The organism is Bradyrhizobium sp. BWA-3-5 (assembly GCF_032917985.1).
Taxonomy (GTDB): Bacteria; Pseudomonadota; Alphaproteobacteria; order Rhizobiales; family Xanthobacteraceae; genus Bradyrhizobium.
The window spans coordinates 1,442,496-1,461,844 of record NZ_CP136626.1; the positions used below are offsets into that span (position 1 = coordinate 1,442,496).

Genomic DNA, 19,349 nt, shown 5'->3' on the forward strand with positions numbered 1-19,349 from the left:
GCGGCGCAACGCCGGGTCGCCTAATCGGAGGAGGCATCCGGTTCGGGCGAGCCGCCTGGCACGCCGTGCGGCGCCGCAAAACTCAGTAAAAATGCGGAAAATCCGGGGTCCGGAACAACCACCCGTTAGGGAAGGCTGGGTACGATCAGCGGCTGTTGCTCGCACCCGCCTCATTGCTTTCGTGGAAGTAAAAGGCTTGCCGAAACCGGCCCGTCGAATGGCACTCGAATGCGCGTTGATGCCGATGGATCCCCTGACATGCCGGCCATCCGCACGGTGGCGAGGGCGGTGATGCGGCGCGCCGGAACGATCCGGCCGGAGGCGGCATAGCCATGGCTGCCGCAACGAGCCTGCGCGAGGAGCTGAACGGCGCCGAGAAGGGCGGGCCGGAGCACGACGCCCAGGTTTTCGGCGAAGTGACGGACCTGTTCCTGTCGAACTTCGACCGGCTCAGCGAATCCCAGATCGCGGCCGTCGACGGCGTCCTCGCCCAGCTGATCGCGCGGGTGGCGGCGGAAAGCCTGATCGAGCTCAGCGAAGAGTTGGCGACGATCGAGCAGGCGCCGCGCCAGACCGTCCGCAACCTTGCCTTTCACGACGACGTCCAGGTCGCCGGGCCCGTGCTCAGGCACTCCGTCTGCCTGTCTGACCAGGACCTGCTTGAGATCGCCCGCAGCCGCAGCCAGCAGCATCGGCTCGCGATCTCCGACCGCAAGGCGTTGAACGAGGCGCTGACCGACGCCTTGATGCGGTTTGGCGACGTTAACGTCTCCAACGCGCTGGCCCGCAACGCCGGCGCGCGCTTCTCCGAATGCGGTTACGCGACGCTGGTCGGCCGCGCGGAGCGCGACGAGGCGCTTGCCGAGAAGCTCGGCCTTCGCCTGGATATTCCCGGCAACCTGCTGCGCGAGCTGATCGGCAAGGTGGCCGACGTGGTCCGCGCCCGCTTCCTGACGGCCTCGCGGCCGGTCGCGCGGAAGAAGGCTCCGGGCGCTGCGGCGGCGGCCGCACCGGCAGCCGCGCCCCGCAAGGCGATCGACTACACCAAGGCGTATAACGAGGTCGTCGCGCTCAACCGCACCGGCAAGCTCAACGATTCCACCGTGAACCGGTTCGCGGTGCGCGGCGAATATGACCTCGTGGTCGCCGCCCTTGCCCTGAAGGCCGACGTCAAGGTCGAAGCGATCGAGCCGTTCCTCGAGCCCGAGCGGGTCTATGGCCTGATCGTTGCCTGCAAGGCGGCGCGGCTGAGCTGGTCGACAACCACGATGATCGTCCGCATGCGGCCCAACTGCCCGCCATCCACCGACCGCGAGCTCGAGCAATGCGTGGCGATCTATGAATCGCTGCTGCTGTCGGTTGCGCAATGGACCATCCGCTTCGGCTCGGACCGGATTCTCGGAAAGAAGAGCGAGCCCGTTCCGGCCGTTGCGGTTTCCGGAAAGAGATAGGCCAATCCCTCACGTTCCGCGTCGTCATGGCTGGGACGAGCCCGCCATGACGAGATTATGGACGCCGCTTGCCCAACTCACGCCGGTACGACCTCGTCGGCGCGGCGGCGCGCCAGCGCTGCGTAGCAGCGCAGATACTCTTCAGCCATCCGCTTTGAGGTGAAGCGCTTCTCGAACTGCGCACGCACTTTCTTGCGGTCGAGTTCGGGAAGCCGTTTGATCGCCGCGATGGCCTCGGCCTCGTCGGCAACGACAAAGCCGGTGATGCCGTCGTCGACGACTTCAGGCACCGAGCCTGATCTGAAGGCGATGACGGGCGTGCCGCACGCCATCGCCTCGATCATGACGAGGCCGAACGGTTCCGGCCAGTCGATCGGAAACAGCAGCGCCGCGGCACCAGCGAGAAACTGCCACTTCGTCGCGTCATTGACCTCGCCGCTGAGCTGGACCTGTTTGCCGTCGATCTGCGGCTCGAGCTGCTCCTTGAAATAGCCCCGTTCGCCGCGCGGCACTTTTGCGGCGATACGCAGCGGCATCTTCGCAGCACGCGCGATCCGGATCGCTTCCTCCGGTCCTTTCTCCTTTGTCAACCGGCCGAGAAAGGCGAGATAGGAGCCGGCCTCGAACGACGGCCGGAACAGGTCGGCCGGCAAGCCATGATAGATGGTGCCGATCCACCTGGCTTCGCTCAAGGGAACGCGCTGGTTATCCGATATCGACACGAAAGGCGCCTCGGGAAAGCGCCTGACGACGTCGGGAAAGCCCGGTAAATCCATGCGGCCATGGCAGGTGGTCAAAAACGGCACGCCGAGCCTAGTGAACAGCGGCAGATGCAGCCAATCGATATGGGCGTGAATGACGTCGAACTCGCTGGCGTGCTGCGCGACCGCCTCCAGCAGCGCCGCCTGCGTCACCAGAGGGTCCGTCTTCGGTCGTCCAAGCCGGAGCGCCCGCGGCCAAACTGCGTGAAGCCGGGCTGATGTCCCGGAATCTCCGCTGGCGAACAGTGTCACCTCGTGCCCGAGGCGCACCAGCTCATCGACCAGCCACGCAACCACCCGCTCGGTACCGCCGTAGAGCCTGGGCGGAACGCTTTCCATCAACGGCGCCATCTGGGCAATTCGCATCGGCTTCGCACCGTCCACAAGCATACAATCAGGCCACCGGCCGCTCGTATCTGGCCAAGAGGTCGAGCCAGTCCTCTAACAGCCGGCTCATCAGAAAGTTCTGCCGCACGCTTTCCCTGGCGCGCGAGCCGATCTGCTGCCGGAGCTTTGCATCCTTCAGGAGCTGAACAATTCTGTCAGCGGCCTCGTCGGGCGTAGCAACCAGGAATCCGTTCCAGCCATCCTTGATCTGGTGGCGGATGCCGCCGACGTTGCCGCCGATCACGGCGGCGCCTTTCCACATCGCCTCGGTGACGGTCAGGCCAAAACCTTCGCGCAGCGACTTCTGCAGCACGACGGCGGCGGCGCGCTGCAGCGCGTTCACCAGTGTCGGATCGTCGACGCTAAGGATGACGATGCCTTCGTCGGCAGCGCTCTGGATCTGTTCCAGGATCTTGCCGCCTTCCGGATCGTCGGATGCGTTGTTGCCGACCAGCACGAGCGTGCAATCGACCTGCTGCCTTGCCTTGCGGAACGCCTCGATGACACCCATCGGGTCCTTCCAGCGGTCGAACCGCGAAATTTGCGTCACCAGCGGACGATCGTTCGGTATCTTGTAGTTGCCGAGAAATTCACTGATCTCGTGCGCCGACAGTTCGCGGTTCTTCGCCGCAAACGGATCGATCGCCGGCGTGACGAAGTTCTGGTCGACCGGAAGAGGCTGTCCGTATTCGGAAAGCGAGAAGATCGCCGCGTCATACTGCTCGATGAAGCGGCGCAAATAAGCCCATACCGGCGGGTAGGGCGAGGAAAGATCAACATGGCATTGCCACAGCCACGGCATGTCGCGATCAGGAAAATGCGCGATCAGCGGCAGCGGTTGCGGATCATGCACGATGACGGCGTCGCAATCCTCCAGATGAAGCCGGGTGGCGTTTTCGAACACGACCTGTTCGTAGATCGTCCTCTCGGCGTCGGAGAAATCGACGCTCTCGCCCTGCAACGTATTATGCAGCTTCTTGGTGCAGCCGAAAAAGCCCGGCGTTCCCTGAATCAAATGCCAGTCGGTTTCGATGCCGCTCGCGTTCATCATCAGCGTGAGCGGCGTCAGCAGTTCGGTGACGCCGCCGCCATAGAACGTCGAACTGACGTGGGCGACGCGCATCGTGCGCACCCGCTTCGCTTTCGCAGCGATGCGCTCGACCGCCGCCGCACCGATCAGCGGCTCGTATTGTTCGAGCGTATGTAGCCCGAGAGTGGATCGTTCCACGGCAGGAGCAAGCATGGACATCGAGGTCACCTTTTGCGTCGCGGCAAATGCCGCTTCCATGGCCCCGATAGCTCTTGGGCCATGCCAGTTTTTCCCGTCAGCGATAAGTCCGGAGACGTACGGAAGTTGCCTCGCCTCAGCGTCGGATAAGCCTAAGAATGCTTAATCTTGCTGAACGACCGTTCATGGACCTCGACGCGATCCAATGTAGATGCGGACTGCGGGCTCGTCGCCGAGGGGCGATAAATTTACCGATAAATTTACTTGGCCCCGGCGCTGCTGTATTGGAGGGAGCAGCGTCAGGAGGCAGTTCCATGAAACGCTATCTGATCTTCGGAGCGATCGGCCCGTTCGTCGCCGGGTTCCTGATGCTGCTCGCGACCACGGTGGCTTCGGGCTACTGGACGGAGACCAACTGGACCGAAATCAGCAAATTCCTCGGCGCGTTCTTCAAGACGCTGCAATACAGCTACCTGTTCGGCATCGTGCCGGCGCTGATGGTCGGCGCCATCGACGACATTCTCTGTCACGTCAAGCGCATTAACCCTGTCGTGCGGACCGTAATTATCGCCGCTATCGGCTTTGTCGCGTCCTCCTTGCTCTATGGCTCGCGCGGGCCAGATACCGGCGCGATGCAGTTCGTGCTCTACGGCCTCGTCGGCATGGTGCCGGCGACGATGTCGTCATGGCTGGCGCACAAATACGCCGACGAGCCGCAGGCCGTGCATTCGACGTGAGCGTCCGCTGGCACGCGGCTTGGCGTTCCTTTTCGCCGGAACTGCAAATAGCCGCGGGCGTCAGGAATTTCCTGACCCATGGCCGTCCATATGATGCTTGGCACAGCCAGAGTGAGCTGGTCCGATCGGAGAATTCAGCGCAAGGGAGCATCGCGTTGTCTGTTATTGCCGGCAAGAAAATATGCGCGTGGCTGTGATCGCCGAGTTGGGGAGCAGGCTTTCGTCGGCTTCGAGCCGGCCGAAGGAGGGCGTCTGGCTTTTCACGGCCCTCGTCCTCACGGCCGCCATTCCAGTCCTGCTTCTCGGGGGATGGATGGCCTATATCACCGCCGATCAGGAGCGCAGCTACGCCCGCGAGGCCGCAACACAGGCATTGACGCAGGTCGCACACCGGATTGAGGGCGAGATCTCCCACGAAGTACAGGTGGCCGAAACCCTCGCGAGTTCGGCCGCACTCGATCGCGATGGTTTGCAGGATTTCTACCTTGAGGCTACGCGTATCGTGGCGGCCCGTCCGTTATGGGAGACTGCGGCGCTGACCAAGCCTGACAAGGAGCAGGTCCTGAACGTGCTCCGGCCGCTCGGCACGCCGCTCGGTCCGGTAACCGACACTGAAAGCTTCAACGCCGTTCTTCGTGCACGAAAGCCGGTTCTCGGCGGCCTCGGTCCCTACCAGGCGGCGATCGGAAAGCAGCTGGTATCGCTGCGTGTTCCCGTTATCAGGGATGGTGAGCTCCGCTATATCCTGACGATCGGCCTGTTGCCCGACCAGATCGGTACCATTCTCGCGCAGGCGGGATTGCCCGCCGGATGGGCCGGCACGGTCATTGACGCCAATGAAAAGATCGTTGCGCGCACGCCCGATACGAGGGCTGTCAGGTCAGCAACGACGACCCCTGCCGTACAGGAAGCCATGGCGCGCAACGGCTCGAACTCGCCGCGAGCGCAGACGCGCGAGGGGGTCGACGTTGAAACCGTTCACCGCACGCTGGCCGGCACCGACGGCTGGTCGGTTCATGTCGGCGTGCCGGTCTCCGAATTGAACGCGCCCGTCTCCCGCTCGTTGCGGCTGTTGTTCGGCGGTACGGCAGTGAGCGTCGGCCTTGCCATTGCACTCGGGTTGGTGATCGGCCGCGAGATCGCCCAGCGGCGGCGCATGGAGGCGCTGCAGTCGGCGGCGGCGCTGCTGGACAGCGAAAAGCGCGGCGCACTCGCGATTGATGCGGCCGAGCTCGGCACATGGCGGTGGGACCTCTCGGCAAACGAATTCAGCGGCTGCAGCCGGTTCTGCGCGCTTCTCGGGCTAGCCGGAGCGCGGTCGGGGGAAACGCGCTGGTCCGCCGACAGGATTTTCGCACTGCTCCAACCACCACACCGCGCTGCGCTGACATCGTTTGCGACCGATTGCATTGAAAGCGGCCGGTCGAACAGCGTCGAGTTTCCGATTCAGTCGGACAATCGCGGTGAACATTGGTTGCGCGCAGCGGGAAGGGCCGAAGGTCCGCCCAACCGGCGACATGTGATTCACGGCGTGCTGGCCGACATCGATATTCTCAAGCGTGCAGAGGCAGAACGGTCGCATCTGCTTCGACGGCTTGCATCCGCGCAGGAAGAGGAGCAGCGCCGGATTTCACGGGAGCTGCATGACCAGATTGGGCAGACGGTGACCGGGCTGTCGCTTGGATTGAAAGCCCTGGAGCAGGGAATAGCCAAAGGCAGCCAGGACGACGCGATAACGGAGCAGGTACGCTGGCTGGAACAACTCGCCGGGCAGATCGGCCGCGACATTCATCGCACGGCTTCAGACCTGCGGCCGACGGCGATCGATGACCTCGGCATCTTCAGGGCAATCGAAGCCTACGTCGCCGAATGGCAGGAACGTTACGGCGTCCGGGCCGATATCCAGACCTTTGGGCGCGACGATGCGCTGCCTGTCGACGTCGCGGCGGTGTTGTACCGGCTGGTCCAGGAGGGGCTGACCAACGTCCTGAAGCATGCCTGCGCCGGCAAAGTGAGCATCGTGCTCGAGACGAAGCCGGACGGGCTGGCACTGGTTCTCGAGGACGATGGCGTCGGTTTCGAGCCGGAGACCGTGGGCCCGCTCGCGCGAGGCGCCGGCCGGACCCCGGGATTGGGTCTCTCAGGCATGAAGGAGCGCGTTGCCCTGCTCGGCGGCACGATCGCCATCGAGTCTTCGCGCGGAAAGGGAAGTACGATCTTTGTTCAGATCCCGCTGGGTGCGCCGGAGGCCGTCGCATGAGTCCCGTCCGCATTACACTTGTTGACGATCACCCCGTGGTGCTCGCCGGCATCCGCGCGCTGCTGCAGGATGCGCCTGAAGTCGAGCTTGTCGGGGAAGCCAGTACGGGCGCCACCGGGCTAAAGGCCATTTGCGATTCCTCGCCGGATATCGCAGTCATCGATCTTTCACTGCCCGACATCAGCGGGATGGAGCTGGCGCGCCAGGTCAGCCGGCAATGCCCTCGGGTAAAAATCATCGCCCTGACGGTTCACGAAGACCGCGCGTACATCAATCCCGTGCTTGAAGCGGGCGCGAGGGGATATTTGTTGAAGCGATCGGCCGGAGACGAGTTGCTGCGCGCCATACGGGCGGTCAACCAGGGTGACATCTATCTCGATCCTGCAATAGCCGAGAAGGCGGCGCTGAGCGCGCCGACCTTCGCCCTGTCGGAAGAGAGCAATGGCACCGAACTCAGCCGGCGCGAAGAGGACGTGCTCAAGCTCGTGGCGCAGGGGTTCAGCAACAAGCAGATTGCCGGGCAGCTCGACGTGAGCGTCAAGAGCGTGGAGACCTACAAGGCGCGGGCGTCCGAAAAGAAGGGGCTTCGCAGCCGCGCGGACATTGTTCGCTATGGTATCAGGCAGGGGTGGCTCGCCGCGCCGAACTGACATGCGCCAAGCGGCGCGTCAGGCTTAACCTGTCAGAACGATCCATCCAAAGACGCGTTGACGGTCAGGCTCGCGAGATGAGCTGCCCGGCGAATGCTGCGCGTGTCGCCCCGCTGATCACTATCCGGCAACGCAACAGGAGTGTTCTGATGAAGTCATGGAAAATCGTAACGTGCGCCCTCGTGCTTGGGACGTTGTCCCCGATCTCTGCGGCGCCGGCCGCGGCCGCGCCGATGATGGCCGCGGGGGCCGAACGGCTCTCCGGGTCGGGGCTGGTCAATGTGCAGTATCGCCGATGGCATCACCGGCATCACCATTACGGCTGGCGTCATCGTCACCATCACGGAGCAGGTGCGGCTGTGCTCGGCGGCCTTGCCGCCGGCGCCATCATTGGCGGAGCGATCGCCAACAGCCAGGCCCGGGCCAACGACGCGGTGGCCTATTGCGCGCAGCGCTACCGGTCCTACGATCCTGCATCCGGCACCTATCTCGGACATGACGGCAACCGCCACCCCTGCCCATGAAGGCGAACGCCGGCTGGGCCGCGGAATATTAGCCGCGGCCCGCATCGGCGTCCGGACGCCCGCTATTTGGTGGCGCCTGGCCCGGGGGCGATCTTCAGCTCGCCCATCGGCACGCAGCTCTTCTTGCGGCGTTGATTCCGCTGGGCGCCTTGCACCCTCAGAACCTTGCCTGCGGAACAGGAGCCGTCGTCAACATAGATCGTCGAGTATGGGTCCATCATCAATGGTTCATAGGAGTAGATCTTCTGGCCGAACGATGGCTGCGCCATAAGCACGGCCGCCAGCAGCGCTGCGAAGAAGCTTGCAATACTCCCGGGGCCCGGACGTCGGATGATCGTGGCCATATCATCGATCCCCTTGACGCCCATGCGCTGCTGCCGCTGGGCGGGGGTCTCGGGATTTGCCGTGGATGACATCCGTCACGGGGATGAGATGGCGAGCATAGGCTTCCTTGAGTTTTCCAATCATTTCGACGTTTTCGTCCGATGCATTCAAGCCAAAGCCATCGTCCTTGCGGGCCAAAAGGCCGTTGTCGCAAAGTCCCTCGAGCGCTCTTGCCGTTTCGGCTTCACCGGCGTAGATGCGCGCCGCGACCTTCGACACGCTCCAGCGCTTCTCCGGATTCGACCAGATCAGAAGCAGCGCTTCGATCTGGGCAACCGAAGCGATGTGCCTCACGATGAAATCCCTGATGTTGTCGGGGACGTGTTGCGTTGCCATGCCGTCGGTTGATGTTGCGGGTTGGAGCAATGCCGGATGCCTGGAGCCGCGATGCTCATATCATGAAGAGAACGAAATGATGCGCGCTGGGTCTATCCTCGGCCGGTGCGGTGCTCCGGCGTGTCGCCGGGAGGCGCGGTCTGCAGCGGATTTGTGGACTGCTCCAGTTCGAGCGTTGCTCGGGCGGCCTCGCGTTCGTACTCATCGACCAATACCTGAAGCTTGGCCGAAAACTTTGGATCGGCCGCGCCGATCGCCAGACGTTTGAAGAAAAAGGCCCGCTCGCGCAGTTGTTTGCTCCGGCGGTGTTGGAGCGGCTTGTCGTTCTTTGTATTCACCGCGCACCTCCCGGAAGCTACACGCCTTTTTCAGTCAATCGCCATCCTAAAGATCAACCCCGCGGAGGCCCGTCAGGAAAAACCTGTCAATTTGTTATCCGCACCGTTTACGGAGAGGAATTGGACGCCTTTTGGGCTGTTGGGACTTGGCGCGAGTCGTTGTTGCAGATCAGGCAAATGGCTCTCGACGTAAGCCTGCCGTTGACACCCACCCTTTCATAACGGTGCGGCGTCCGTTCAGAGCATGGTGCGCAATAGGCCAAAGGCCGTTTGCTGACTGCCTTGTTGATTAACATTTCGAGCCCCTGTCTTGCCGGCCATCCCCAATCGCCGTCCTCTAATTCTTGCCGATCGCCGCCGTCACGATCAGAAGCAGGCCGAGAATGCCGGCGGAAACGAGCGCGTCGACCCTCAGAGCCGCGGGAGGAACGCCCAGGCCGCAGTGGATGAAAACCGCCATCAGGAAGGCAGCCACGCTGGCGCTCGCAATGAACAAAATGAGCGCGACAGCCAGATCGAAGATCCCAGATTGTCGGCTCATCTTTTTTCACTCCTTGCTGACGATAAATTCGATCGTGACGAGGCCGCAGATAAGTGCGGCGCAGATCAGCGATTGCTCCCGAAGGGCCGTGGCAGGAACGCCAAGACCGTCATGCGCGATGTGTGCGAGCGCGTACGCCACGGGGGCCGCGCTCGCCATTGCAAGAGAAAATGTAACTGCGTGGTTGGCAAATCTTTTCACTTATCCTCACCTCGTGCTTCCACTGCCCGAAGACGCCCGCGATGACCATCTGCCCGTTTGCGCCCCCGTGCCCGGCGCAGGCATGCGGCATAATAGAATGGCGCCCGATCGGGAAATGTCAGGAAATCCCCGTCAGGGTAAAAGCCGTTATGCAGGATGGCCGGGATGCTCCCGCAACGCGCATGCCCTCTGATCTCGATGAGAACAACAGAACGCAAGCCTCGGGCAATTCATGTCGCGAGAACGTCGCCTCATATTCAGTTGTCATCGCCGCGAAGGCGGGGATCCAGTATTCCAGACACGGCAATGATCGAACCGATAAGCCGCGGCGTACTGGATCCTCCGCCTGACAGCGGTGGATGCGGCGACGTCTCCCGTGTCATTGCAAGTTACCCGGTCGGCGCGAAGCGCCGCCGAATGACAGGCTCCGGGAAGCAAATCCATCTACCCCCGAACCGAGACGTGGATTGTTTCGCTCGCAATCTCTTCAGGCGGGAAAGAGCGTTCCGTCTGAGATATCAAGGGCTCAGGGATGCATCATGATAATTTGACGCAACTTGCACCTTGTATTCGCGTTACCATGTGATGACCATGACAAACGACGATATTTATATGCCGCCGCGCGCGCGCAATGAGCAGTCCTCCCGCCGGCGGGCGGCCGGGCGTGGACCCGTCATCGACCAGGAGGGGCGCGAGATCCCCGAGCCGAACCTGCACAGCCAGTTCGAAGGGCTGCGGATCGATTTCGGTCATTCCACTGCCAACCCGTTCGGCAATCTGACGCGCGAGCAGCGGATCGCGCGGCTGGACGCCATCGCAAAGCTTCTCGACGTCGCCTTCATCGTGCCCGGCACCAATTTCCGCTACGGCATCGACGGGCTGATCGGGTTGATTCCCGTGGTCGGCGACATCATCACGACGGCGATTTCGCTGTGGATCGTGCGCGAAGCGCGCGCGCTGGGTGCGCCCTGGCACCTCACGGCGCGGATGCTCGCCAATGTCGCAGTTGACGGCGCGGTCGGCCTGGTGCCGGTGGCGGGCGACGCCTTCGACGTCATGTTCCGCGCCAACGTCCGCAACGTGCGCATGCTCAGGCGCTGGCTCGAACGGCAGCCGCGCCAATAAAAAGAAAAAACGCCTCCGGAAGATTTCCCGGAGGCGGGCTGCTTGACAGTTGGAGGCGTTAGGCCGCGTCGGCCTTGTCGTCGGTGCTGGCGGCCGGACGCGGACGGCGCGGCAGCGGGAAGGCTTCGCTTTCATAGAGCGAGCGGATGCCGCTCTGGTCGAAGCGGGCTTCCTCGACCTGGAGATAGGCGCCGTTCAGCGAATCCGCCGGCAACTCCTCGATCGCGAAGCGAACCGCTTCCGCCGCGGTGCCGAAACGCCGATAGGCAAACCCGGCACGCTTCTTCTTGCGGATCGCAGCGGGAAAGAGTTCGGCGGCGGTGTTGTAGCTGAAGGGACGCATGGTCGGTGACCTCAATCTTTTTCGGCTCTTGTTGGCGAGCAATGGGGATTGGATGACGGTGGGCCTTGAGAGGCGGCGCGCCGTGCACGTCATTTCAAGGCCCTAATATAAGCTTCTCTGACAGAAATGCGACCCCTGAAGTCCGCCATCGGGGGTGATGATGAATCCACGCATGGCTGCGTGGAACCAAAATTTAATCAAGTTTTTTCAATGGTTTATATGGCTCAAATCTTGCCGAGCAGAAGCAGGATCAGGAGCACGATCAAAATCACCCCGACCAGGCCCATGCCGGAATGGCCATAACCATAGCCATAGCCCCTGACGCGGCCGGAAAAGCCGCCCAGCAGGATTATGATCAGGATGATGACGAGTACCGTGCCAAGCGTCATGACGCGCTCCCCAGAGGCTGGCGGCGCGTGGCCCAGACGCGCCCACGGCCCGGATCAAAGCACATTCTGAAGCGGAAGTCGTTGGGTTGATCAGAGTGAGGCACTGTCGTTCCGGGGCGATGCGCAGCATCGAGCCCGCAATCTCGAGATTCCGCGGTGTGCAATTGCACAGCTGAGGTCTGGTCCTTTGGACCATCCCGGAATGACGACTACGCCGTCATTTCTTCGTCTCATCGATCGGCAGCACCTTGAGCGGCGTCGCATAGGGTTCGACGCGCAGCGAATCGCTGGCGATCAGGCCGATCTTGTGCAGAGGCGACTGTTCGAGATCGCCGCTGGTGGATTTGCGCACCGCGTATTGCCACACGCTCATCGAGCCCTTGGCGACCAGCGCCTTGGCGACGCCGCCGGCGTTCTGGCCCTCCATTTGGGCGAGCTCGGTCTCGCCGATCCCGATCACGATCTCGTCCTTGCTGGTGATGACCTTGAACAGGGAAACCTTGTCGGCGGCGAGGGCGGGCTGAATCACAAGGCTCTCCATGAGAAAGCTGGCTAGCCCGAGACCGAGCAACTGACGTTTCGAAATGCGCATGTTGAAATTCATCCTGTCTGCGCGCCGGAGGGGCGGAAAGCGTCCCAAAAACTAACCCCGCGCGACCAGCCCTTGGTCGCGCGGGGCGAAGACGAGGTTCGAGCGTTAGGCGAACTATTTCGGCTGCAGCTTGAGCGCCGCGGAATTGATGCAGTAGCGCAAGCCGGTCGGACCGGGCCCGTCATTGAAGACGTGGCCGAGATGGCCATTGCATTTCGAGCACAACACCTCGGTGCGGATCATGCCGTGGCTGAAATCGCGCTCCTCGTCGATATGGCTCTCCACGGCAGGGGTACTGAAGCTCGGCCAGCCGCAGCCGGAATCGAACTTGGCATCGGATTCGAACAGGGTCTGGCCGCAACCGGCGCAGGTATAGGTGCCCTTGCGGTGCTCGTGCTCATATTCGCCGGTGAAGGGCCGCTCGGTCGCCTTTTCGCGCAGCACGGCATACTGCATCGGCGTCAATTCCTTGCGCCACTCGGCCTCGCTCTTGACGACCTTGCCGGATGTTTTGGTGTCGGACATTTAGCCTCCTTAATCCGTCGCCTTAGTTGGTGGCCTTTGCGCTGCTCACCAGCGTCGGCTTTTCGATGTAGTTGTCCGCAAAAATCTTCTTCAGATTGTGGATCTTGGGAATGTCGTTGAAGACAATATAGGGTTGGTTCGGGTGCAGCGTCAGGTAGTCCTGGTGATAGTCTTCCGCCGGAAAGAACGCCTGCAGCGGGCCGACCTTGGTCACGATCGGCTGCTTGTAGACCTTGGCCGCGTTGAGCTGGGCGATATAAGCCTCCGCGACCTTTTTCTGCTCGTCATTGGCCGTAAAGATCGCCGAGCGATATTGCGTGCCGACGTCAGGGCCCTGGCGGTTCAACTGCGTCGGGTCGTGCACGACGGAGAAAAAGATCTGCAGGATCTTGCCGTAGCTGATCTTCTTCGGGTCGTACTTGATCTCGACCGCCTCGGCATGGCCTGTGGTGCCGGTGCCGATCATGGTGTAGTTCGCGGTCATCTTGCTGCCGCCCGAATAGCCGGACACCGCGTTGAGCACGCCGGCCGTGTGCTGGTAGACGCCCTGGACGCCCCAGAAGCAGCCGCCCGCGATCACCGCGGTCTGGATGCCGTCGGCGGCCTGAACGTCGACGGCCGGGGCCGGAATGACGACCGCTTCCTCCGCGGCACGCGACGGGCTGATGGCGACGGCGGCGAGGGCCAGCGCGCCGATGGCGGCGGCGCCGAGCGACAGGCGGCTGAGATGGCGAGGGGACATGGCTTCCTCTTTGGCAATGGTTGGGGGCAGTCTAGAGCGGGACCGGCGTTTCGCAATCGGCGCAATTCTGTCCGATGCCCAAGATACGGCGCGGGAGGGGGATTGTTACGGCGTGTGCCACACGAGTTCGTGAATAAAATGGCGCCCGTGCAAGGCCTTAAGGGGAGGGCGATCGGCCAGGCTTGACCGCTGCCGCCCTGTCTTTTCACAATGAACCGGGGGTCATCAGCCGCGACCAAAATCCATGTACCGGAGCGTTTCGCCGATGTTACGGGCCTTGTTGCTGGCTCTCGTCATGCTCGCCGCCGCAGGCCCTGTGCGGGCCGCGGGGGATATCGATACCTGCCGGAACTCCACCGCGGAACCCGCGGCGCGTCTTGTCGCGTGCGAAAGCGTGATCGCTGACGAAAGCATCACCGGCCCCTCCCGCGCCGCCGCTTTCTGGTATCGCGGCGACAGCCTGATGAAGAAGCGCGATTACGACGGCGCGATCGCGGCGTTCACCACCTCGCACGAGATCGCGCCGCAGAACGTCATGGTCATCAATGCGCGCGGCATCGCCTACAGCTACAAGGGCGACGACGAGCATGCGCTTGCCGATTACGACCTCTGCCTGCAGCTGCGTCCGACCTTCGGCAGCGCCTACAACAACCGCGGCCTGGTCTTCATGCGCCGGGGAGAGCTGCAGCGCGCGCTCGACGAGTTCAACCTGGCGGTCAAATATATCGGCAATGATCAGAGCCGCTATCTGCACCACTATAATCGGGGCCGCCTCCAGGGATTGATGAAACGATATGAGGAATCGCTCGCCGACTTCGCCGAGGCGCAAAGGGTCAATCCCGACGGCCCGCAAGTGCCAGGCTACCGGTGCCTCACCTATATCGGCATGGGCAGATTCGACGACGCGCTCACCGATTGCAATGCGGTGCTGGCGAAATCGCCGAACAATCTCTATGCGCTGACCAACCGCGCCAACGCCTATCTCGGCAAGGGCAATCTCGACGCTGCACTGAACGATTACAACCAGGTGCTCAAGGTCAATCCGAACTATGTTCGCGCCTATGTGGGCCGCGGCCAGCTGTATGAAAGGCGCCGCAACCTCGCCGCCGCGCGCACCGATTATCGCGCCGTGGCCAATGCCGTGGCGGCAAAGCGCGAGGACATCGACACCGCGCTGGCGCGCGGCGTTGCCAAGGAGCGGCTCGAGGCCTTGCTGGGCACCGCGACCCCGGCGCCGGCGAGCAAGGCGCCGCAGCCGACGGGCCCGCGCAAGGTCGCGCTGATCATCGGCAACGGCGCCTACAAGAACGTCGCGCCGCTGGATAATCCGCCGCGCGATGCCAAGCTGATCGCGTCGACTTTTCGCGAGCTCGGCTTTGCCACGGTGACACTGTCGTCCGACCTGACTCGCGACAAATTCTTCGCCGCCCTTCACGAATTCGGCCTGGAGTCCGAAAAGGCGGACTGGGCCGTGGTCTATTATGCCGGTCACGGCATGGAAATCGGCGGCGTGAACTATCTGATCCCGGTCGATGCCAGGCTGAAGGTCGACAGCGACGCGGAGACGCAGGCGGTGGCGCTCGAACAGGTGATCGCCTCTGTCGCCGGCGCGCGCAAGCTGCGGCTGGTGATGCTCGACGCCTGCCGCGATAATCCCTTTGAAAAGACCATGCAGCGGACGATCGCGCTGAAGCTGGTCAACCGCGGCTTTTCCAATATCGAGCCGGAAGCCGGCTTCATGGTGGTTTACGCCGCCAAGCACGGCGAGACCGCGCTGGACGGCAATTCCGTCAACAGCCCGTTCGCCACCGTGCTGGCGCGCGTCATCAAGGAGCCGAAGATCGAGGTTCGCAAGCTGTTCGACATCGTTCGCGACGACGTCTGGAAGGTGACCAACCGGACGCAGCAGCCGTTCACCTACGGCTCGTTGCCGGGCCGCGAGGATTTTTATTTCGTGGCGGAGAGGTAATATCCACCGTCATTCCGGGGCGATGCGAAGCGTCGAACCCGGAATCTCGAGATTCCGGGTCTGGTGCTCCGCACCATCCCGGAATGACGGTTACGCTTCACACCACCACGCTCAGCCGCTTCGCCGCCCGCGTGATCCCCGTGTAGAGCCACCTTGCGCGGCTGTCCTGGAACGCAAAGCTCTCGTCGAACAGCACCACGTCGTCCCATTGCGAGCCCTGCGACTTGTGCACGGTGAGCACATAGCCGTAGTCGAACTCGTCATAGGGCTTGCGCTGCTCCCACGGGATCGCCTCGATGCCGCCTTCGAAACAGTCGTGGCGCACCGAGACTTTTGTGACCTTGTGGCCGAACTCCTCGTCGGGCGAGAGCCGCATCGTCAGGATCTTTGATTTCGCCCGCGGCTGGGTGCGCGACTTCACGCGCCACAACCCGCCATTGAACAGGCCCTTCTTGCGGTTGTTGCGCAGGCAGACCAGCTTGTCGCCGGCAACCGGCAAGGGATCCTCGATGCTCTGTTTCTGGCGGATACGCATGTTGTAGGCGCGGCGGGTATTGTTGCGGCCGACCAGCACCTGGTCGGCGCCCATCACGCGCTCCGGATCGAGCTCGCTGCGCGACACCACCTCGCTCTCGCCATGGCGGCCGATCTCAAGCTCGCGGCCCTCGCGGATATCCATCGACATCCGCACGATCGGATCGTCCTGAGCCTGGCGATGCACTTCCGTCAGCATCGCGTCGGGCTCGCAATTGGTGAAGAAGCCGCCGCCCTGGATCGGCGGCAATTGCGCGGGATCGCCGAGCACGAGCAGCGGGCAGTCGAACGACATCAGGTCGCGGCCGAGCTCGGCATCGACCATCGAGCATTCGTCGATCACGATCAGCTTGGCCTTGGAGGCGGGCGCATCGTCCCACAGTTCAAAGCTCGGCTGCTCGACGCCGGATTCCTTGGCGCGATAGATCAGCGAGTGGATGGTGGAGGCGTTGTCGCATCCCTTGTTGCGCATCACCAGCGCGGCCTTGCCGGTGAATGCGGCAAACTTCACCTCGCCGTCGACGCCCTCGGCGATGTGCCGCGCCAGCGTGGTCTTGCCGGTGCCGGCATAGCCGAACAGGCGGAAGACCGGCGGCGTGCCGCCTCTGCCGGGCTTGGCCTTGAGCCAGTCGGCAACGGCCTTCAGCGCGGAATCCTGATGCGGCGTGAACGTAGTCATGGGTCCGGATGGAGAGGAGGCGGGCGTTGGGCCGCGACTCAATGGCAGCGTAAAGCTAACCATTCGCGCGTTCCATGCAAGCAGCTTCCGCGCCGCGGAATTGCGCTCGCGCGGCCAAGGCTGGACTTGCGCCTTGCGACGAATACACTGATTGAAAACAACAAGCAGTCCTTGGGAGGCGCGTCATGAAATTCGGCATCTTTTACGAGCTGCAACTGCCGCGTCCCTGGCAGGACTGCGACGAGCTCCGGCTCTACCAGAACGCGCTGACGCAGCTCGAGACTGCCGACCGGCTCGGCTATGACTACGCCTGGGTTGTGGAGCATCATTTCCTCGAGGAATACTCGCATTCGCCGGCGCCGGAATCGTTCCTCGCCGCCGCGAGCCAGCGCACCAAGCAGATCCGGCTCGGCCACGGCATTTTTCAGCTCACCACTAACCATCCGGCGCGCGTCGCCGAGCGCGTCGCGGTGCTTGATCTGCTCTCGAGCGGCCGCTGCGAATTCGGCATGGGCGAAAGCGCCTCCATCACGGAGCTGACGCCGTTCGGCCGCGACATGGAAACCAAGCGCGAGGTGTTCGAGGAAGCGGTGCAGGCGATCTTCCCGATGTTCACCAAGGTGGGCACCGAGCATCACGGCAAGTATTTCGATATCCCCCTGCGCAACGTGGTGCCGAAACCGGTGCAAAAGCCGCATCCGCCGCTCTGGATGGCGTGCTCGCAGCTGCCGACCATCGAGCGCGCCGGCGAGAACGGCTTTGGGGCGCTCGGCTTCCAGTTCGTCAGCGCCGACGCGGCGCACGCCTGGGTGCATGCCTATTACAACGCGATCACCAAGCGGCTGAAGAAGCTGGCCGACTACGAGATCAACCCGAACATGGCGCTGGTGTCGTTCTTCATGTGCGCCGAGACGGACGAGGAGGCGCGCCGACGCGCCGACGGCGCTACCTTCTTCCAGTTCGCGCTGCGCTATTACGGCCAATCGCAGAACCGCCAGCGTCCCGATCCCGGCACCGTCAACATGTGGGACGAATACAACAAGTGGAAGCGCGAGAATCCGGACGCGCAGGAGGCGGCGCTGCGCGGCGGCCTGATCGGCTCGCCGGAAACCATCCGTAAAAAGCTGCGGCGTTTCCGCACCTCGCATATCGACCAGGTGATCCTGCTCAACCAGGCCGGCAAGAACACCCACGAACATATCTGCGAGTCGCTCGAACTATTCGCCAAGGAGGTGATGCCGGAGTTTCAGAACGATCCCGAGCACGACGAATGGAAGAAGGGCGTGCTGAGCGGAGCAATCCAGCTCGAGGAGATCGACACCAAGGCGTTCGGTGACCGTTACGGCAAGCTGGCGGTCAATGTCGCGCCGGCGAAAGTGGCGGCGGGGTAGCGGGCGGCATGGCCGGCACGAGTCACCGTCGACCGAGCCGTCTCGTTGTGCCGATATGATTGTCGCTGCCCTTGCACGTCGTTTTCCGTGCGACGACAGCTGATTGTCTTGGGACGGAACCTCACGATTGCGTGCTGGAAAGAAATTCCCTGCACGCACTCCGCTCGTTGAAACAAACGCAGCGCTTCGCTTGGCCAACGCAGTGTACGCATCGTTATTTTTCGTAGCCGCTCGACAGCCCCATCGCATCGCACCATCATCCTGACATCGCTTGATCGCGCATGCCGCGATCGTCAGGAGAAACCGATGAAGCGTCGGGACTTTCTTAAACTGTCTGTGAGCGTCGCGGCTGCCGGCGCGCTTGTGCCGAGGGCGCGCGCAAATACGCCGTTGAAGGAAATTCGTATCGGTTACCAGAAGACGGGCGTGCTGGTCATCGCGCGTCAGCAGGCGATTTTGGAAAAAAAGTTTGCCGCCAGGCAAATCGGAATCAAGTGGATCGAGTTCACGTCGGGCCCGCCCTTGCTCGAAGCCATGAGCGCCGGAAGCGTAGACCTTGGTTCGGTCGGCGACACCCCGCCGATCTTCGCGCAGGCTGCAAATGCTAATGTTGTCTACGTTGCGGGATCGGCGATTACCAACGGGCAGGGCATCCTGGTTCCTGCCAATTCCAGCATTCAGACAATCGCCGATTTGAAGGGCAAGCGTATCGGCTTCACCAAGGGTAGCAGCGCGCACAATGTGGTGATTGCGACATTGGAAAAAGCCGGGCTGACGTGGAGCGATATCACTCCCGTCTATCTGACGCCGCCCGACGCGGTGCCGGCCTTCGCCAACGGCAGCATCGAGGCGTGGGCTGTTTGGGATCCCTATTTTGCGATCGGAGAAAAGCGCCAGAGTGGCCGCATTCTTGTCAATGCCCATGAGGTCGCCAAGACCAATTCGTTCTATCTCGCGAACAAGGATTTTGCGAACAGCCGTGGACGCGAAACGCGCGACGTGATCGACGGCCTTGCGGACGCGGCGCGCTGGGCCGAGGCCAATCGGGCTGAAGTCGCTGCCGCGCTCGCCGCTGTCACCGGCGTGCCGCCGGAAGTCCAGACGGTCGCAGCCAACCGGGCATCGTTCCTGATCGGACCGCTCACCGACGAGATCATAACGACGCAGCAGGCCGTCGCAGATCGGTTTCACAAGCTTGGCCTGATCCCGAAACCGGTCGTGGTGCGGGATGCGGTCTGGAGGTCGGTGCAAACCTGACCTGA

The 19,349-nt window shown here is 62.7% G+C and carries 22 protein-coding genes; 9 read left to right on the forward strand and 13 right to left on the reverse strand.

The features are described 5' to 3' along the window. The first annotated feature begins 332 nt into the window (after nt 1-332). Nucleotides 333-1,451 (forward strand): DUF2336 domain-containing protein, encoded by a 1,119-nt coding sequence (locus tag RX331_RS06985; RefSeq protein ID WP_317255876.1) that lies wholly within the window; start codon nt 333-335, stop codon nt 1,449-1,451. Nucleotides 1,452-1,528: 77 nt separating this feature from the next. Here the strand turns inward: RX331_RS06985 and RX331_RS06990 are convergent, their stop codons facing one another. Then, nucleotides 1,529-2,578: a glycosyltransferase family 4 protein gene (locus tag RX331_RS06990; RefSeq protein ID WP_317255877.1), complete on the reverse strand. Its 1,050-nt coding sequence runs from the start codon at nt 2,576-2,578 to the stop codon at nt 1,529-1,531. Between the two features lie 28 nt (nt 2,579-2,606). Further along, complete coding sequence (locus RX331_RS06995) at nt 2,607-3,848, reverse strand: glycosyltransferase (RefSeq protein ID WP_317255878.1); 1,242 nt, start codon at nt 3,846-3,848, stop codon at nt 2,607-2,609. Between the two features lie 293 nt (nt 3,849-4,141). On the opposite strand from RX331_RS06995, the gene RX331_RS07000 reads away from it, so the two are divergent. From RX331_RS07000 to RX331_RS07015, 4 genes are all read left to right on the forward strand, one after another. Then, nucleotides 4,142-4,564: a DUF5413 family protein gene (locus tag RX331_RS07000; RefSeq protein ID WP_317255879.1), complete on the forward strand. Its 423-nt coding sequence runs from the start codon at nt 4,142-4,144 to the stop codon at nt 4,562-4,564. A 187-nt stretch (nt 4,565-4,751) separates the two neighbouring features. Beyond that, nucleotides 4,752-6,824 carry an ATP-binding protein gene (locus RX331_RS07005; RefSeq protein WP_317255880.1) on the forward strand — a complete coding sequence of 691 codons (2,073 nt, stop codon included), beginning with the start codon at nt 4,752-4,754 and terminating at the stop codon, nt 6,822-6,824. Further along, entirely contained in the window at nt 6,821-7,474 is a 654-nt protein-coding gene (locus RX331_RS07010) for a response regulator transcription factor (RefSeq protein WP_317255881.1), read from the forward strand. Before RX331_RS07005 ends, RX331_RS07010 begins: the two co-directional genes overlap by 4 nt. Nucleotides 7,475-7,623: 149 nt before the next feature. Next, a complete protein-coding gene (locus tag RX331_RS07015; RefSeq protein ID WP_317255882.1) occupies nt 7,624-7,998 on the forward strand; it encodes a BA14K family protein in 375 nt (124 codons plus the stop codon). 62 nt (nt 7,999-8,060) lie between these two features. On the opposite strand, the gene RX331_RS07020 is transcribed toward RX331_RS07015, so the two are convergent. From RX331_RS07020 to RX331_RS07040, 5 genes are all read right to left on the reverse strand, one after another. Then, on the reverse strand, nt 8,061-8,342 hold the full coding sequence (locus RX331_RS07020; RefSeq protein WP_317255883.1) for a DUF6719 family protein: 282 nt from the start codon (nt 8,340-8,342) through the stop codon (nt 8,061-8,063). Nucleotide 8,343: 1 nt separating this feature from the next. After that, on the reverse strand, nt 8,344-8,601 hold the full coding sequence (locus RX331_RS07025) for a hypothetical protein (RefSeq protein ID WP_317255884.1): 258 nt from the start codon (nt 8,599-8,601) through the stop codon (nt 8,344-8,346). Between the two features lie 209 nt (nt 8,602-8,810). Beyond that, complete coding sequence (locus tag RX331_RS07030; protein WP_317255885.1) at nt 8,811-9,056, reverse strand: hypothetical protein; 246 nt, start codon at nt 9,054-9,056, stop codon at nt 8,811-8,813. Nucleotides 9,057-9,393: 337 nt separating this feature from the next. Next, nucleotides 9,394-9,597, reverse strand: coding sequence for a hypothetical protein (locus RX331_RS07035; RefSeq protein WP_317255886.1), 204 nt, complete (start codon nt 9,595-9,597; stop codon nt 9,394-9,396). Between the two features lie 6 nt (nt 9,598-9,603). After that, nucleotides 9,604-9,798, reverse strand: coding sequence for a hypothetical protein (locus RX331_RS07040; protein ID WP_317255887.1), 195 nt, complete (start codon nt 9,796-9,798; stop codon nt 9,604-9,606). A gap of 585 nt (nt 9,799-10,383) precedes the next feature. On the opposite strand from RX331_RS07040, the gene RX331_RS07045 reads away from it, so the two are divergent. Beyond that, entirely contained in the window at nt 10,384-10,923 is a 540-nt protein-coding gene (locus tag RX331_RS07045) for a DUF4112 domain-containing protein (RefSeq protein ID WP_317255888.1), read from the forward strand. A 58-nt stretch (nt 10,924-10,981) separates the two neighbouring features. Here the strand turns inward: RX331_RS07045 and RX331_RS07050 are convergent, their stop codons facing one another. The 5 genes from RX331_RS07050 to msrA form a co-directional block, all read right to left on the reverse strand. Then, the gene (locus tag RX331_RS07050; protein WP_065731310.1) at nt 10,982-11,266 is read right to left on the reverse strand and encodes a hypothetical protein; all 285 of its coding nucleotides are present in this window, start codon (nt 11,264-11,266) and stop codon (nt 10,982-10,984) included. 224 nt (nt 11,267-11,490) lie between these two features. Further along, nucleotides 11,491-11,655 carry a DUF3309 family protein gene (locus RX331_RS07055; protein WP_317255889.1) on the reverse strand — a complete coding sequence of 55 codons (165 nt, stop codon included), beginning with the start codon at nt 11,653-11,655 and terminating at the stop codon, nt 11,491-11,493. A 217-nt stretch (nt 11,656-11,872) separates the two neighbouring features. Beyond that, the gene (locus tag RX331_RS07060; RefSeq protein ID WP_317255890.1) at nt 11,873-12,247 is read right to left on the reverse strand and encodes a hypothetical protein; all 375 of its coding nucleotides are present in this window, start codon (nt 12,245-12,247) and stop codon (nt 11,873-11,875) included. A gap of 114 nt (nt 12,248-12,361) precedes the next feature. Then, the gene (msrB, locus tag RX331_RS07065) at nt 12,362-12,772 is read right to left on the reverse strand and encodes a peptide-methionine (R)-S-oxide reductase MsrB (RefSeq protein WP_317255891.1); all 411 of its coding nucleotides are present in this window, start codon (nt 12,770-12,772) and stop codon (nt 12,362-12,364) included. Nucleotides 12,773-12,794: 22 nt separating this feature from the next. Continuing rightward, entirely contained in the window at nt 12,795-13,514 is a 720-nt protein-coding gene (msrA, locus tag RX331_RS07070) for a peptide-methionine (S)-S-oxide reductase MsrA (RefSeq protein ID WP_317255892.1), read from the reverse strand. A gap of 265 nt (nt 13,515-13,779) precedes the next feature. Here msrA and RX331_RS07075 point away from each other — a divergent pair, with 265 nt between their 5' ends. Beyond that, nucleotides 13,780-15,483, forward strand: a complete 1,704-nt coding sequence (locus RX331_RS07075; RefSeq protein ID WP_317255893.1) for a caspase family protein — start codon at nt 13,780-13,782, stop codon at nt 15,481-15,483. Between the two features lie 97 nt (nt 15,484-15,580). Here RX331_RS07075 and RX331_RS07080 read toward each other — a convergent pair whose 3' ends face one another. Continuing rightward, entirely contained in the window at nt 15,581-16,696 is a 1,116-nt protein-coding gene (locus RX331_RS07080) for an ATP-dependent RecD-like DNA helicase (RefSeq protein WP_317255894.1), read from the reverse strand. A gap of 185 nt (nt 16,697-16,881) precedes the next feature. Here RX331_RS07080 and RX331_RS07085 point away from each other — a divergent pair, with 185 nt between their 5' ends. Both RX331_RS07085 and RX331_RS07090 read left to right on the forward strand, forming a co-directional pair. After that, nucleotides 16,882-18,087, forward strand: coding sequence for an LLM class flavin-dependent oxidoreductase (locus RX331_RS07085; protein ID WP_317255895.1), 1,206 nt, complete (start codon nt 16,882-16,884; stop codon nt 18,085-18,087). Nucleotides 18,088-18,393: 306 nt separating this feature from the next. Continuing rightward, nucleotides 18,394-19,344: an aliphatic sulfonate ABC transporter substrate-binding protein gene (locus RX331_RS07090; protein ID WP_317255896.1), complete on the forward strand. Its 951-nt coding sequence runs from the start codon at nt 18,394-18,396 to the stop codon at nt 19,342-19,344. The last annotated feature ends 5 nt before the right edge of the window (nt 19,345-19,349 follow it).

Excerpts from the sequence above, each read along its gene's own strand:
- RX331_RS07015 (WP_317255882.1), top strand. The coding sequence starts at position 7,624 with ATGAAGTCATGGAAAATCGTAACGTGCGCCCTCGTGCTTGGGACGTTG.
- RX331_RS07090 (WP_317255896.1), top strand. The coding sequence starts at position 18,394 with ATGAAGCGTCGGGACTTTCTTAAACTGTCTGTGAGCGTCGCGGCTGCC.
- RX331_RS07080 (WP_317255894.1), bottom strand. The coding sequence starts at position 16,696 with ATGACTACGTTCACGCCGCATCAGGATTCCGCGCTGAAGGCCGTTGCC.
- RX331_RS07000 (WP_317255879.1), top strand. The coding sequence starts at position 4,142 with ATGAAACGCTATCTGATCTTCGGAGCGATCGGCCCGTTCGTCGCCGGG.
- RX331_RS07085 (WP_317255895.1), top strand. The coding sequence starts at position 16,882 with ATGAAATTCGGCATCTTTTACGAGCTGCAACTGCCGCGTCCCTGGCAG.
- RX331_RS07050 (WP_065731310.1), bottom strand. The coding sequence starts at position 11,266 with ATGCGTCCCTTCAGCTACAACACCGCCGCCGAACTCTTTCCCGCTGCG.
- RX331_RS07010 (WP_317255881.1), top strand. The coding sequence starts at position 6,821 with ATGAGTCCCGTCCGCATTACACTTGTTGACGATCACCCCGTGGTGCTC.
- RX331_RS06985 (WP_317255876.1), top strand. The coding sequence starts at position 333 with ATGGCTGCCGCAACGAGCCTGCGCGAGGAGCTGAACGGCGCCGAGAAG.
- msrA (WP_317255892.1), bottom strand. The coding sequence starts at position 13,514 with ATGTCCCCTCGCCATCTCAGCCGCCTGTCGCTCGGCGCCGCCGCCATC.
- RX331_RS06995 (WP_317255878.1), bottom strand. The coding sequence starts at position 3,848 with ATGTCCATGCTTGCTCCTGCCGTGGAACGATCCACTCTCGGGCTACAT.
- RX331_RS07060 (WP_317255890.1), bottom strand. The coding sequence starts at position 12,247 with ATGCGCATTTCGAAACGTCAGTTGCTCGGTCTCGGGCTAGCCAGCTTT.
- RX331_RS07075 (WP_317255893.1), top strand. The coding sequence starts at position 13,780 with ATGTTACGGGCCTTGTTGCTGGCTCTCGTCATGCTCGCCGCCGCAGGC.
- RX331_RS07055 (WP_317255889.1), bottom strand. The coding sequence starts at position 11,655 with ATGACGCTTGGCACGGTACTCGTCATCATCCTGATCATAATCCTGCTG.
- RX331_RS07020 (WP_317255883.1), bottom strand. The coding sequence starts at position 8,342 with ATGGCCACGATCATCCGACGTCCGGGCCCCGGGAGTATTGCAAGCTTC.
- RX331_RS06990 (WP_317255877.1), bottom strand. The coding sequence starts at position 2,578 with ATGCGAATTGCCCAGATGGCGCCGTTGATGGAAAGCGTTCCGCCCAGG.
- RX331_RS07035 (WP_317255886.1), bottom strand. The coding sequence starts at position 9,597 with ATGAGCCGACAATCTGGGATCTTCGATCTGGCTGTCGCGCTCATTTTG.
- msrB (WP_317255891.1), bottom strand. The coding sequence starts at position 12,772 with ATGTCCGACACCAAAACATCCGGCAAGGTCGTCAAGAGCGAGGCCGAG.
- RX331_RS07045 (WP_317255888.1), top strand. The coding sequence starts at position 10,384 with ATGACCATGACAAACGACGATATTTATATGCCGCCGCGCGCGCGCAAT.